Origin of the sequence: Iodobacter sp. CM08 (assembly GCF_033446605.1) — a bacterium.
Taxonomy (GTDB): domain Bacteria; phylum Pseudomonadota; class Gammaproteobacteria; order Burkholderiales; family Chitinibacteraceae; genus Iodobacter.
Genome location: NZ_JAWQUO010000002.1, coordinates 140059 through 153908 on the forward strand (window position 1 = coordinate 140059; position 13850 = coordinate 153908).

A 13850-nucleotide genomic window follows, 5' to 3' on the forward strand; every position below is an offset into this window, starting at 1 on the left:
AACTAAATGTCAATTTGGTGTCATAATGCTTGCGTCCCCTGTTGATCAGCTCCTTCAGCGAGCTAAGCAATTAATTTCTTCCCGCAGCGTTGATTCTCTGGGGTTTGCGACGCAAGCGTGTGACTTGGCGGTAGACCTTGGTTGCCGTCTAAGTGAGGCCGCAGCCCTAACTGTTTATTCCAGCGTATTGCAGCTTTTTGGCCGACATCGTGAAGCAATCAAGATCTTAGATAAGGTTTTAGATATTGCAGAAACCGATGAGCTGGGCGTTTGGCGCGGGGAAGCCTTACAATTAATGGGAAGGCATACTTACACATTGGGCGAGTATGAAAGCGCTGCGAAATATTGGTGCCGCTGCTTAGAGCTCTCTACGCAAGCCATAGAAACCACCCAGCGTTTATGCGCCCACATTGGCTTGGGGCAGCTTTATTATGCTCATGAGCAATTTGAAGTCGCGCTTATTCATCATAAAATGGCGCAGGATTTAGCCAAAAAAGAGCATGATGCTAATTATCAAAGTATCTGTCTCATTAATATCGCAGTTGATCTTTACCGTTTAAATCGCCTAGATGATGCAATGTCAATTGCAAGACAAGCGCTGCCTTTGGTACGCGCCGAGGGTAATTATGAGCTAGAGGCCGAAGTTTATAGTGTGTTTGGCTTAATTCGATTAGAGCGTGGCGATATAGAGCGCGCTAGAATGAATTTTCTGGTAGCTTTAAAAATTAATCGCCTACATATCAATACTTGGAATGAAGCGGCTAATTTACTGGCTTTAGGGCGCTGCTCTTTAGCAGGGGGTGAATATGAAGCCGCGCTGGATGAATTACACCGCGCATTTACGGTAGCGGATGTCATGGAATCACAAAAATTATTAGCTGATATCCACGAAATATTTTCGCTCGTTTATCAAAAAATGAATTTTCCAGATTTACAAGAGCAGCATGAATTAGCACATAAAAAATTACGCGTGGTACTTTTAGAGCAATCCGCATCTGCACAGCTGCGCTCTATGGAGCTTGCATTATTAGTGCCGGGCTAAGCATGAGTATTCAATAAGAAAGATAGCCGTGGTTTCATTTAATACGATTTACCTTGATCTAATGGATTAGTATGTCCTAATTTGATGGTAGATTAATGTTAAGAGTAAAAGCGCTAGCATGCCTATTCATAATGCCATTGACGAAATAAATATCCGCGCCCGCCAGATGAGCTTGGTGAGCAAACAGGATGCGCTTCAGTTGGCAGAAACTGCGTGCCAGCTTGCCACTCAGGCCAAATATAATTTGGGCTATGCCCAAGGATTGCTTAATCACGCTTTAGCCTTGGCACAAAGCCCCTCGTTTGATGAAAGCATGGCTTTAATGCGGCATAGCTTATTGCTGGGTGAAGAGCATTCTTTCCGTGAGCATGTAGTGGATTGCTTGCAAGAAATTGCCGGTGCTTATTATGCACAATGCCAATATGATTTATCCTTACAGTATTGGTCTTATTGCTTGGATGTCTCCTTAAATATCGCTAATAATGAAGCATATATTCAAGCTCATATTGGCATAGGTCAAATTTACTTTTCCCATGATGATTTTCCAAGCGCATTAGAACACTATCAGCAAGCGGCTGACTATTTACCGAAAATTAATAATGATAAATTAACGGCCTCTTTATTGATTAATCTAGGCGGTGTGTATTTGCCGCTTATGCAATATGATAAAGCTTTATTATCTTTAAAAAATGGCTTGCGGCATGCTAAAACAGTGGATCATCTTGAGTATGTTTCAGAGTCTTTATGTTTGATTGGTCAGGTTGAATGGGCATTGGGGAAAAAAAATTCAGCATATAGTAATTTGCAAATGGCACTTAAGCTTAATCAAAAGTTAAATCATCAATGGGGTATTGCAGTTAATTTATTAGCTTTAGGGCGGATGAGCTTAGAGAAGGGGGATGATAAATTAGCTTTGAAATATTTATCCTTTGGTTTATCTAACGCTGCGCAAAGAAATGCCGTCAATTTGGTATTGCAATTTGAGCAATTGTTGGCGGAATTAGCGGAGCGGCGTGGCGATTACAAAGTGGCATTTATGCATTTAAAACGCTTTAGCTTGGGGCTACAAACGTTTAAAAATCAGCTTTCTCCTCATAAATTACATGCAATGAAAATGCAATTAGAAATGGAAAACGCGCGCTTAGAAAATGACGATTTACGCCGCCAGCGGGCAAGTCAGCATCGGGAAATCCAGCGGGTAGAGCGGCTCGCCAGTTACGATGGCTTAACGGGCATTTTAAACCGCCGTGGTTTAGAAGAGCAGGGTTGTGAGCTGTTTTTGCGCCAATCACAAAGCCAGAAGTCATTGTCTGTTTTAATGATTGATGTAGATCACTTTAAGCGGGTAAATGATCGTTGCGGGCATCCAGTGGGGGATAAAGTATTGCGGCAGATTGCGGCTTTACTTAAATCTGGCTGTCGGCAAGATGACTTGGTAGGGCGCTATGGGGGCGAAGAGTTTGTGGTGCTCTTGCCTAACCATGAAGGCGTGGCGGCCACCGAAGTGGGGGAGCGGCTGCGTAGCTTGGTGGATGCTTGGATTTGGTCGAGGATACATCCAGAGCTAAATATCACCATTAGCGTGGGCATTGCCAGTATTGTGGATGATGCTTCATTAGAAGCCTTGCTTAATCGCTCTGATCAATGCCTTTACCAAGCCAAGCAACAGGGGCGCAATCGGGTGGTGGTTTAAGCTCTGCTCTGGCTATTTTGGGGCTAGCTTTAAGCCGTTTATCTACGTTGTATTTTTCCTTAATATTCTTAAATCTAGATCTTATATAGGCAATGGCGCTAGAAATAGTTCGTTTTGTTGCATTACGGCTATTTTTTTACATTGGTGTATATCGCGGCTAAGCCATTAAAAACGGGTGTTTAAGGGGGGCTGGCGTATGCCCCCAAAAAAAATGGGGCTATAACAATGGGGGTTTTCCGATAAAATCAATCCTCCCATGATCCCGCAAGCCCTAAGAGTCCCCCATGGCCGAGCCTATTAATACTCCCATCCCTCCTCAGCAGCATGCTGCGCATGATCGTCTGCGCGAAATTCCTTACAACTACACCTCGTTTTCCGATCGTGAGATTGTGATTCGCTTGCTGGGGGATGATGCCTGGCAGGTGCTCGATGATTTGCGTCAACAGCGTAAAACCGGCCGCTCCGCGCGGATGCTGTTTGAAGTATTGGGGGATATTTGGGTTGTAAAGCGTAACCCTTATTTGCAAGACGATTTACTCGATAACCCCAAGCGCTTAAATATGTTGGCCGAGGCCATGCACCACCGTGTGCATGAGATCGAAAAACGTCGCCAAGAAAACACGCAGGTTGCGCTACTTATTGATCGCACCCGTGAGGCGGTAGAGTGCTTTGAGCGCGAGTTTATTGATGTGGCCCTGCTGCGCCGTAAAGTGCTCAAAAAAATGGGCCGCATTACCCGTAATGACAATATCTGCTTTGATGGCTTGGCGCGGGTTAGCCATGTAACCGATGCCACTGACTGGCGCGTGGAATACCCTTTTGTGGTGCTGGCCCCCGATACCGAAGAAGAAATGGCTCCCTTGGTGGCGGCCTGTATTGAGTTGGGTTTAACCATTATCCCGCGTGGCGGTGGCACGGGTTACACCGGTGGTGCTGTGCCGCTGACGGCGCTTTCTGCTGTGATTAACACAGAAAAACTCGACCAGCATAATGGGGTTGAATACCGTGAATTGCCGGGTGTTTCTGGCAAAGTAGCCACTATTCAGTGCGGCGCAGGGGTGGTGACACGCCGCGTCATGGAAACCGCCGAGGCGGCTGGGCTAGCATTTGCAGTTGATCCAACCTCGGCGGATGCATCCTGTATTGGCGGCAATGTGGCGATGAATGCTGGGGGTAAAAAAGCTGTGCTGTGGGGCACGGCGCTGGATAATCTGGTGAGCTGGAAGATGGTTGATCCAGACGGCAACTGGATGTTTATCGAGCGCATGGATCACAATATGGGCAAGATCCATGATGCCAAGCAAGCCACTTTTCGCATCCGCAAGTTTAAGCCAGATGGCAAAACGCTGATCAGCGATGAAAACTTAGTAATCCCTGGCAATAAGTTCCGTAAAGAGGGGCTAGGCAAGGATGTAACGGATAAATTCCTCTCTGGCCTGCCCGGTATTCAGAAAGAAGGCACCGACGGGCTGATTACCAGCGCTCGTTTTGTGCTGCACCGTATGCCAGCGCATGTGCGCACCGTTTGCCTGGAGTTTTTTGGTGAAGTCAGCCGCGCTGTGCCATCGATTGTAGAAATCAAAGATTATCTAGACGCGCATCCAAGCGTGCAGCTGGCAGGGCTGGAGCATTTAGACTGGCGCTATGTGCGTGCCGTGGGCTATGCCACCAAGGCCAAGGGCCATGGCCGGCCTAAAATGGTACTGGTAGCCGATTTAGTCTCAGATGATGAAAACGCCGTGGGTGAGGCTGCCAGCCATGTGGTGAAGTTGGCAAATGTGCGCGGTGGTGAAGGCTTTGTGGCGGTAACGGCCGAGGCAAGAAAGAAATTCTGGCTGGATCGCGCCCGCACGGCGGCGATTGCGCGCCATACCAATGCCTTTAAAGTGAATGAAGACGTGGTGATCCCGTTGCCACGGCTGGGTGAGTATTCCGACGCGATTGAGCGGATTAATATCGAGCTGTCTTTAAACAGCAAGCTGGATCTGCTGGATAAGCTGCAAGACTTCTTTGCCCACGGCCGCCTGCCTGTGGATGGGGGGGATGCACCGGTGAGTGCTGAAGAGTTTATTGGCGATCGGCGTGAAAGCGCACTGGCGCTGATTGAGAAATCACGCTTGCACTGGCAGTGGATTTTTGATCACCTAGATGACTCCTTTGAGCTATACCGCGCCACATTTCCGACTATGCCTTTAGAAAAAGAGCTGATTGGTGATGATATCCCACAAAGCGTGTTCCTTGCGCTGCGTGATTTTGTGCTGCGGGTGAGCTGGAAGCGCGAGTTGCTGGGCGAGCTGGAAACGCTGTTCTCTGGCCGCACGGATAAATCGATTATGGAGCTGGTGTTTGCCATTCAGCAAAAAGTGCTGAAAGGCCGCACTTGGGTTGCGCTGCATATGCACGCTGGCGACGGCAATGTGCACACCAATATTCCCGTGAATTCAGACGACTATGAAATGCTGCAACGTGCGCATAAAGCGGTGGCGCGGATTATGGGCGTGGCCAGAAACCTGAATGGGGTGATCTCGGGCGAGCACGGCATCGGCATTACCAAGTACGAGTTTTTAAGTCGAGAAGAGCTGCTGCCCTTTGAGGCCTATAAAAAGCGGGTAGACCCGAACGGCCACTTTAATAAGGGCAAGCTGATGCCGGGGGCGGATTTATCCAACGCCTATACGCCATCATTTAGCTTGCTGGGTGCTGAGTCGCTGATCTTAGAAGCATCCGATATCGGTGAGATCAGCAATAGCGTCAAAGACTGCCTGCGCTGCGGTAAATGTAAGCCAGTGTGCAGCACACACGTGCCACGGGCTAATTTGCTCTACAGCCCACGCAATAAGATTCTGGCAACTGGCTTACTCACCGAAGCGTTTTTATACGAAGAACAAACGCGCCGTGGCGTGTCGCTCAAGCATTTTGATGAGCTAGGAGACGTGGCCGATCATTGCACGGTCTGCCATCGCTGCTTAAATCCTTGCCCGGTTAATATCGACTTTGGCGATGTTTCGGTGGCTATGCGTAATTTCTTGCGCAAAGAAGGCAAAAAGAAATTTAACCCGATTACCGCACTGGGCATGGGTTTCTTAACCATCAAAGACCCTGCCACTATCAAGTTGATCCGCAAAGTGACTATTGAGTGGGGCTATAAAGGCCAGCGGCTGGCGCATGCCATCGCCAAACGCATGGGCCTGCTCAAGCCTGCCTTAAAAGCGCCGCCTGCCACGCTGGGCAAGGCTTCGATTAAAACGCAGGTGATTCATTTTATTAATAAGCCCATGCCAGGTGGCCTACCTAAAAAAACCGCCCGCGCCCTCCTTGATGTGGAAGATGCAAGCACGGTGCCAGTGATTCGTGATCCGCAAAGGATGAATGAAGAGCAGGAATCGGTGTTTTACTTCCCAGGCTGCGGCTCAGAGCGCTTATTTAGTCAGGTGGGCCTCGCCACCCAAGCCATGCTCTGGCATGTGGGCACCACCACCGTGCTGCCGCCGGGTTATCTGTGCTGTGGCTACCCGCAAACATCGGGCGGTGAGAAAGACAAGGGCGACAAGATCACTATGGATAACCGCGTGTTATTCCACCGCCTTGCCACCACGCTGAATTATCTTGATATCAAAACGGTGATTGTGTCTTGCGGCACCTGTATGGATCAGCTGCAAAGGTATCAGTTTGAGCTGATCTTCCCCGGCTGCCGCCTCTTGGATATTCACGAATATCTGCTGGAAAAAGGCGTGAAATTACAAGGCGTAAGCGGTGAGCGTTATATGTACCACGAGCCATGCCACACCCCGATGAAGACGTACAAAGGTATCGATGTGGCGAACCAGCTGATGGGCGAAAAAGTGGAGCTGAATGATAGGTGCTGCGGCGAATCAGGCACTTTTGGCGTATCCAAACCGCAAATCGCCACCCAAGTGCGCTTCAGAAAAGAAGAGGAAATGAAAAAAGGTGCAGACAAATTACGCGCCGAATCGGGCGTGCTGGTGGATAAAGCTGGCAAACCTGCGCCCGTAAAAATCCTCACCTCCTGCCCATCCTGCCTGCAAGGCTTAAGCCGCTACAACGACGACGCAGGCACCACCGCTGATTACATCGTGGTAGAAATTGCTAAAACGATACTTGGTGAAAACTGGATGCCAGAATACGTGGCAAAAGCTAGAAATGGCGGGATTGAGCGGGTGTTGTTGTAATTTAATTAAATGGGCACGAAATATCGTGCCCATTTTTTATGGCTCTATAGGGCATAATAAGTTTGGATTTTTTTTTAAATGCACTATGCCGTATCAGGGGGGTAAGAAGTCTATTGGCAATTCGAGCGGGCCAGTGCCCTTGAAAAATGCATATTGACTGCATTTTTTAGTGGTCATATGAAAATACTGGTCCACCAAAAAATGAGAAATATAGCGCTTGTAATTAATATTTTCCCTGAATTTCTTTTAAAATGAAATATGCCAATCATCAGCATCCCAATAAGAGTAATGCTTGTTATTGGCCAAAATGCAGTGAATATCATTGGCACTAGGCAAGTGATACCACAATCAACTAAAGGAAATTGACCTGTCATAATTTAATTTTTAGTTTTTTATATTGAAAAAAATAAATTAACCTAAATTTGTAAATAATTTATAGGTTAATTTTCATAAACATAAATCAAAATGCTAATGATCTGATTTAGGATTTTTAGCGCTAGCAGTTGGCGTTTCTGGCCCAGAACTGTCATTTAATGCAACATAAATAATAAATAGTACACTTAAACCTGTGTTTGCCATCGGTATAAGTACTGCTCCCAATCCTGCACCATAGCCTCCATCTGAGCCTGAAAATATAGCAATCCCCATTAATGGAGATAATATAATTCCATTAAAAATGAGTAGCCATATTTCAGAAGATTTATTTTTTTGTTTTTTTATGCTCCATTTGTGAATAATTAAATTAATTATAAAACCTGGAATGGTAATCATCAACCAAGCAAATTGCATATTCATCTTTACCTTATTCTTGAATCAGTGATCATACGTCTTAATCAAGCCGATCGGGCCAGCCAAACCACAAGGTGAACAAAGAAGTACTCCAGCCAGCGGGTGCACACATAGCTGTTGTGTAGCAGCTTTCTATGCATTCCAAGCGAGTGTCCAAGTATAGCGTAGCGGCTGTTGTGACCAAAAGCATGGACAAGGCATCAATAGAAAAAGTCAGCGCACCGCCAACCTCGGCAAGCAGAAAGTGCGTTGCAAGCCAAATCGACTTAGCTGGAGCCTACTTGCCCCCCTACATCTGGGTTTGTGGCGGAATCAATCAGGAAGATACTGGAGTTCAGTGTCTAAAGCCTGTTCCAGTTTTATGCCACTGAATAAGCCTTGCGGGCTAAAATAAGTGCCACCCCGCTTGATGGATGGTTAGCCCTGTGGGGACTTCTCACTCTTTGGCAATCTCGGATCCATATGATCCCAATGCTGAGCACTGGACACGTAGAAATCCAGTCGGGGATTAAACATCGACGCATCATCGAGCGTGCCAGCCTTAATACCGAGCACACCAGGCATCATCTCCAGCTTGGTAAAAAGCTGTGATCTGCAGCTTGGGCAGAAGCCTCGCTCAATAAAACGGCCGGAATCGCCTGTTGACCGAAAGTACTTTGGTGCGCCACTGATGGAAACACTGGCCTCAGCAAAAAACATTGCAGGCGTGAACGAGCCCCCCGAACTTCTCTGACAGTCCTTACAGTGGCAGTTGCCTGAGAAAGCAGGCTCTGAATCGCTTTCATACCGTACTTCGCCACAAAGGCAAGCGCCCGCATATTTTGATTTCATATTGAGTGCTTCTTGATGGTTGAGTAATTTAATATTTTGGCCAATGAAATAATTTCTAGGGTCTGACCATATTGATTTTTAATTAATCAGTGGCAATAGGTAGGGGGATTACCATCCAAGAAATTATATCGAGGTATTGCCCGCCAAGCCTTGTATATAAATTAGGGAACCTCGAAAAACCCATCTGATCTCATAATACTGCGTTGCGCATTAAAAAAATCTCCTTACATATCAAGCATATGCAGCGTCGATTTTTTTAATACGCGCCTTGTCTTATTTAGAAATATAGGTTTTTCGAGGCCCCCATTAATACAATCAAATACCTCGATAGGTATGACGGGTTAGCCGAAGGCGCGCTCCAAAACAACTTCCCTTGGGGAATAAGCCCGCTCTCACAAGCTCATATCAGTTATGCGGGATTTTTAGCCAACTTTTCTAGCTTTCATTCTTACATTCATACCGCAGAACCTTTTGGCATGAATTTCTCTCATGCTATTGCTGAGAAAGGATCATTTTCGTTCATGTGCTGATTCAGGTATAAATCAGACTGCACTCTTAACCAATAGACGATATTGTAGTTGATTCTGATTTGTATCATTAGGCAAAAATCAGAAAAGACTGGGAATACGATCGTCTGGGATGATCCGAAAAAAATTGGAAAGTCCAAAAAGAGCATGAAATAAATTCAGGTTTTATCTCAGAAATTAGGATACCAGATCATAATGAGTAAAGAGTTTACATTTACAATTAAGAGTATTAGTTTTGATGAGAACTATCAGCCCTCAGACAATACGCGTATCACAACTAATTTTGCGAATTTGGCTAGAGGCGAGCATCGCCAAGAGAACCTGCGCAACACCTTAATGATGATTAATAATCGTTTCAACGACTTGGCGCATTGGGATAACCCTAAAGCCGATCGTTATGCTGTCGAACTTGAAATCATTTCAGTTGAGTTGAATATTGATGCTGAAAGCAGTAGCAAAGGTTTACCTTTAATTGAAATATTGAAAACGAATATTGTTGATCGAAAAACGAATGAACGCATTGCCGGTATTGTAGGTAATAACTTTTCCTCTTATGTGCGAGATTATGATTTTAGCGTATTACTGTCAGAGCATAATAAGAATCAACCCCAGTTTAGCACTCCAGAAAATTATGGTGAGCTGCATGGAAAACTCTTTAAAAGTTTCGTAAATTCTAATGCTTACAAAGATAGTTTTAATAAAAAACCTGTGATCTGCTTAAGTGTTTCAAGTAGTAGAACCTATGAACGTACTGAAAACCAGCACCCTGTATTAGGCATTGAATACATCCAAGATGAATATTCTCTAACTGATGATTATTTCAAAAAAATGGGCTTGCAGGTTCGCTATTTCATGCCTGTGAATAGTGTTGCACCGTTGGCATTTTATTTTTCGGGTGATTTGCTGGCTGATTACACGGATCTGGAGCTTATTGGCACCATCAGTACGATGGGGGCATTCCAAAAGATTTATCGACCTGAAATTTATAATGCAAATTCTACAGCAGGAAAATTTTATCAACCTAGTTTGAAGCATCAGGATTATTCATTAACTCGAATTGTTTATGATCGAGAAGAACGTAGCCGACTAGCGATTGAGCAAGGAAAGTTTGTTGAAGAGCAGTTCATCAAGCCATATAAAAATATTCTTGAAGAATGGGCTGCTGATTGCATTCTTTAATTAAAATACTGGATTATTTGCCATGAAAATACTATTACCGACTTCAACTGCTGGCAGTTTACCGAAACCCTCTTGGCTGGCCGAGCCAGAGAAACTTTGGTCACCTTGGAAATTGCAAGATCAGGAATTAATTGACGGCAAACAAGATGCTTTACGTTTGTCACTGCAAGAACAACTACACGCTGGTATTGATATTGTTAGCGATGGTGAGCAAACGCGCCAACATTTTGTCACTACATTTATTGAGCATCTCAGTGGTGTTGATTTTGAGAAGCGTGAGACCGTTAGAATTCGTAATCGCTATGATGCAAGCGTACCCACCGTGGTTGGTGCTGTGGCGCGACTAAAACCAGTTTTTGTTGAAGATGCCAAGTTTCTTCGTCAGCAAACCAATCAGCCGATTAAATGGGCTTTGCCTGGCCCGATGACGATGATCGATACGCTTTATGATCGCCACTATAAAAGCCGTGAAAAATTGGCTTGGGAATTCGCTAAAATTCTTAATCAAGAGGCCCGTGAATTAGAAGCCGCTGGTGTGGATATTATCCAATTTGATGAGCCTGCATTTAATGTATTTTTTGATGAGGTAAATGATTGGGGTATTGCTACTTTAGAAAGAGCAATTGAAGGGCTTCAATGTGAAACTGCAGTGCATATTTGCTATGGTTACGGCATTCAAGCCAATACCGATTGGAAAAAGACTTTGGGTTCAGAGTGGCGCCAATATGAAGCCGCTTTCCCAAAACTGCAAAAATCTAATATCGATATCATCTCACTAGAATGTCAAAACTCGCATGTTCCAATGGATCTCATTGAACTCATTCGAGGGAAAAAAGTGATGGTCGGTGCGATTGATGTGGCAAGCCATACCATTGAAACGCCCGAAGAAGTCGCCGACACGCTCCGAAAAGCACTTCAGTTTGTTGATGCGGATAAGCTCTATCCTTGCACCAACTGCGGTATGGCGCCTTTACCGCGTGAAGTCGCAAGAGGCAAGCTCAATGCTTTAACTGCTGGCGCGCAAATCGTCCGCAAAGAGCTCTCGGCCTAAAGCATGATGCAGGGTTAGCTTTTACGCTTGGATATTTCTCATCAGGCCGGTAACCCTCATTTCAAGCAAAAATAAATATCAATTCTTATCAAAACTTATTCAGATGATCTGCCTACGCGCCTCAATAGCATGTGCTACCGCTAAATCTAAAGAAGTACGATTCAATTTAGGAACAATATAATGGTTGAAGCAACGGACTTCAGAAGTGCAATGTCGTTGTTAAGCGGTGCGGTTAATGTCGTTACCACGACAGGGGCGTCTGGTCATCATGGATTCACTGCATCTGCGGTTTGTAGTGTCACGGATACACCGCCAACATTATTGGTCTGTATGAATAGAGCGGCAAGGTCACATACTCATTTTATAGAAAATAAAATTTTAACCGTGAATGTTTTAGGTGCACATCATCAGCATATTTCCAGCGTATTTTCATCCAAATTGAGTTCAGCAGAGCGCTTTGAATATGGAAATTGGACTGAATTAAAAACGGGAGCGCCTGTTTTAGATGATGCTTTGGTGAGTTTTGATTGTCAGATTGAGCAAACTCAAGAAGTCGGTACACATACTATTTTTATTTGCCATATTGTCGCTATTCAACAAAGTCAACATGATCAGGGATTGGTTTATTTTAATCGTGCTTATCATCATGTGGGTCAGGCCGAAATCGCTTAAACCCAATTTTTACTTAATAGGTAATGATCAGGAATGGTCGAGCCAGCTTCGGCCTGTTTTAAAATCGCCATAATCTGGCATTATCAATTGCCTACGGCTTTCATGTAAAAGCTACTTAAAAACTGCGATAAAATTCTACTTAAAAATGAGCTGATTTTGTGTGGGGATTACCTAAAGACCTATATAAAACCCATAAAAAAACCCGCAAAAGCAAAGCTTTCTGCGGGTTTTTTTTATCTAAGCCTGCACAAAACAGGCGTCAGATATTACAAGCTGTAGTACATATCGAACTCAACTGGGTGAGTGCTCATGCGGATGCGGTTTACTTCTTGCATCTTCAATTCGATATAGCTGTCGATCCAGTCATTACTGAATACGCCGCCACGAGTCAGGAACTCGCGGTCTTTATCCAGCGCGTCTAGTGCTTCATCGAGTGATGAGCAAACGGTAGGGATCAGCTTGTCTTCTTCTGGTGGCAGGTCATACAGATTTTTGTCTGCAGGATCGCCTGGGTGAATCTTGTTTTGCACGCCATCTAGGCCAGCCATCAACAGGGCTGAGAAGCACAGGTATGGGTTAGCCAATGGATCTGGGAAACGCGCTTCAATGCGGCGGCCTTTGTCTGACGATACGTGTGGAATACGGATCGAAGCAGAGCGGTTGCGTGCAGAGTAAGCCAGTTTTACAGGGGCTTCGTAATGCGGAACCAGACGCTTGTAGCTGTTTGTGCCTGGGTTGGTGATCGCATTCAGTGCTTTTGCGTGCTTGATGATACCGCCGATGTAGAACAGGGCGAATTCGCTCAAACCTGCGTAGGCATTACCTGCAAACAGGTTTTTGCCGTCTTTCCAAACCGATTGGTGCACGTGCATACCGCTGCCGTTATCGCCAACGATAGGCTTAGGCATAAATGTGGCAGTCTTGCCGTATTGGTCGGCTACATTGTGCACCACGTATTTCAGGATTTGAGTCCAGTCTGCGCGTTGTACCAAGGTGCTGAATTTGGTGCCGATTTCATTCTGGCCAGCGTTCGCCACTTCGTGGTGGAACACTTCAACAGGCACGCCTAGCTCTTCCAAGATCAGTACCATAGTGGCACGGATATCTTGGTGGCTATCGACAGGAGGAACTGGGAAGTAGCCACCTTTCAGGCGTGGACGGTGGCCTTTATTGCCGCCTTCTACTTTATTTGCAGTCGCCCAAGCGCCTTCGTCGGATTCAATTTTGTAGAAGCAGCCTGATAAATCGGAGCCAAAGCGGATGCCATCAAAAATAAAGAATTCTGGTTCAGGGCCAAAGTAAGCCGTGTCACCCAAGCCTGTGGCTTTCAGGTATTGCTCAGCGCGCTTAGCTACCGAGCGTGGATCACGGTCGTAACCCTTACCAGTATCTGGCTCTACCACGTCACATGTCATAAACAATGTTGGTTCGTCGTAGAAAGGATCGATATTGGCGGTTGATGCGTCTGGCATCAGCAACATGTCAGATGCTTGAATGCCTTTCCAGCCAGCAATAGAAGAGCCGTCGAAAGCATGGCCCGTTGTGAACCATTCTTCGTCCACTACGTGCGAAGGAACAGTAACGTGCTGTTCTTTGCCCATAGTGTCGGTGAAACGCAAGTCAACGAATTTAAGGCCGTTTTCTTGGATAAGGTTGAGAACGTCGGCTACCGCCATCTTGAATTCTCCAAATTTTAATTGCATGAAGGTGAAAGGACAAAGCATCTGGCTTTGCGGAATTAAGATTTCATTCAGCAATAACCATGCCAACATAAAGAGCGTGTGATTCTATTGTGCCATAAACCTAAGGGCTGCTGAGGTTTGATTCTGCGCAGCTGCGCTTCAAACGTCAACAAGCTGGCACTAAGCTTAAAGGC

9 protein-coding genes are annotated in these 13850 nt (G+C 45.5%); 6 read left to right on the forward strand and 3 right to left on the reverse strand.

Going from position 1 to position 13850, the window contains the following annotated elements:
- The first annotated feature begins 25 nt into the window (after positions 1–25).
- The 3 genes from R6242_RS01580 to R6242_RS01590 all read left to right on the forward strand — a co-directional run bounded on the left by R6242_RS01580 (position 26) and on the right by R6242_RS01590 (position 6925).
- Positions 26–1042 (forward strand): tetratricopeptide repeat protein, encoded by a 1017-nt coding sequence (locus R6242_RS01580; RefSeq protein ID WP_318423042.1) that lies wholly within the window; start codon positions 26–28, stop codon positions 1040–1042.
- A gap of 118 nt (positions 1043–1160) precedes the next feature.
- The gene (locus R6242_RS01585; protein ID WP_318423043.1) at positions 1161–2735 is read left to right on the forward strand and encodes a diguanylate cyclase; all 1575 of its coding nucleotides are present in this window, start codon (positions 1161–1163) and stop codon (positions 2733–2735) included.
- A 284-nt stretch (positions 2736–3019) separates the two neighbouring features.
- Positions 3020–6925, forward strand: a complete 3906-nt coding sequence (locus tag R6242_RS01590) for an FAD/FMN-binding oxidoreductase (RefSeq protein WP_318423045.1) — start codon at positions 3020–3022, stop codon at positions 6923–6925.
- A gap of 468 nt (positions 6926–7393) precedes the next feature.
- Here R6242_RS01590 and R6242_RS01595 read toward each other — a convergent pair whose 3' ends face one another.
- Entirely contained in the window at positions 7394–7720 is a 327-nt protein-coding gene (locus R6242_RS01595; RefSeq protein WP_318423047.1) for a hypothetical protein, read from the reverse strand.
- Positions 7721–8131: 411 nt separating this feature from the next.
- Entirely contained in the window at positions 8132–8545 is a 414-nt protein-coding gene (locus tag R6242_RS01600) for a GFA family protein (RefSeq protein WP_318423048.1), read from the reverse strand.
- 722 nt (positions 8546–9267) lie between these two features.
- Here R6242_RS01600 and R6242_RS01605 point away from each other — a divergent pair.
- The 3 genes from R6242_RS01605 to R6242_RS01615 all read left to right on the forward strand — a co-directional run bounded on the left by R6242_RS01605 (position 9268) and on the right by R6242_RS01615 (position 11974).
- A complete protein-coding gene (locus R6242_RS01605) occupies positions 9268–10251 on the forward strand; it encodes a DUF1852 domain-containing protein (protein WP_318423050.1) in 984 nt (327 codons plus the stop codon).
- Positions 10252–10273: 22 nt separating this feature from the next.
- Positions 10274–11302 (forward strand): methionine synthase, encoded by a 1029-nt coding sequence (locus R6242_RS01610; protein ID WP_293934544.1) that lies wholly within the window; start codon positions 10274–10276, stop codon positions 11300–11302.
- Positions 11303–11482: 180 nt separating this feature from the next.
- Positions 11483–11974: a flavin reductase gene (locus R6242_RS01615; RefSeq protein WP_318423052.1), complete on the forward strand. Its 492-nt coding sequence runs from the start codon at positions 11483–11485 to the stop codon at positions 11972–11974.
- Between the two features lie 266 nt (positions 11975–12240).
- On the opposite strand, the gene glnA is transcribed toward R6242_RS01615, so the two are convergent.
- Positions 12241–13650 carry a type I glutamate--ammonia ligase gene (gene glnA / locus R6242_RS01620; protein ID WP_046350316.1) on the reverse strand — a complete coding sequence of 470 codons (1410 nt, stop codon included), beginning with the start codon at positions 13648–13650 and terminating at the stop codon, positions 12241–12243.
- Positions 13651–13850: the final 200 nt, after the last annotated feature.

Coding starts and splice junctions, on each gene's coding strand:
- R6242_RS01580 (WP_318423042.1), top strand. CDS start 26: ATGCTTGCGTCCCCTGTTGATCAGCTCCTTCAGCGAGCTAAGCAATTA.
- R6242_RS01585 (WP_318423043.1), top strand. CDS start 1,161: ATGCCTATTCATAATGCCATTGACGAAATAAATATCCGCGCCCGCCAG.
- R6242_RS01590 (WP_318423045.1), top strand. CDS start 3,020: ATGGCCGAGCCTATTAATACTCCCATCCCTCCTCAGCAGCATGCTGCG.
- R6242_RS01595 (WP_318423047.1), bottom strand. CDS start 7,720: ATGAATATGCAATTTGCTTGGTTGATGATTACCATTCCAGGTTTTATA.
- R6242_RS01600 (WP_318423048.1), bottom strand. CDS start 8,545: ATGAAATCAAAATATGCGGGCGCTTGCCTTTGTGGCGAAGTACGGTAT.
- R6242_RS01605 (WP_318423050.1), top strand. CDS start 9,268: ATGAGTAAAGAGTTTACATTTACAATTAAGAGTATTAGTTTTGATGAG.
- R6242_RS01610 (WP_293934544.1), top strand. CDS start 10,274: ATGAAAATACTATTACCGACTTCAACTGCTGGCAGTTTACCGAAACCC.
- R6242_RS01615 (WP_318423052.1), top strand. CDS start 11,483: ATGGTTGAAGCAACGGACTTCAGAAGTGCAATGTCGTTGTTAAGCGGT.
- glnA (WP_046350316.1), bottom strand. CDS start 13,650: ATGGCGGTAGCCGACGTTCTCAACCTTATCCAAGAAAACGGCCTTAAA.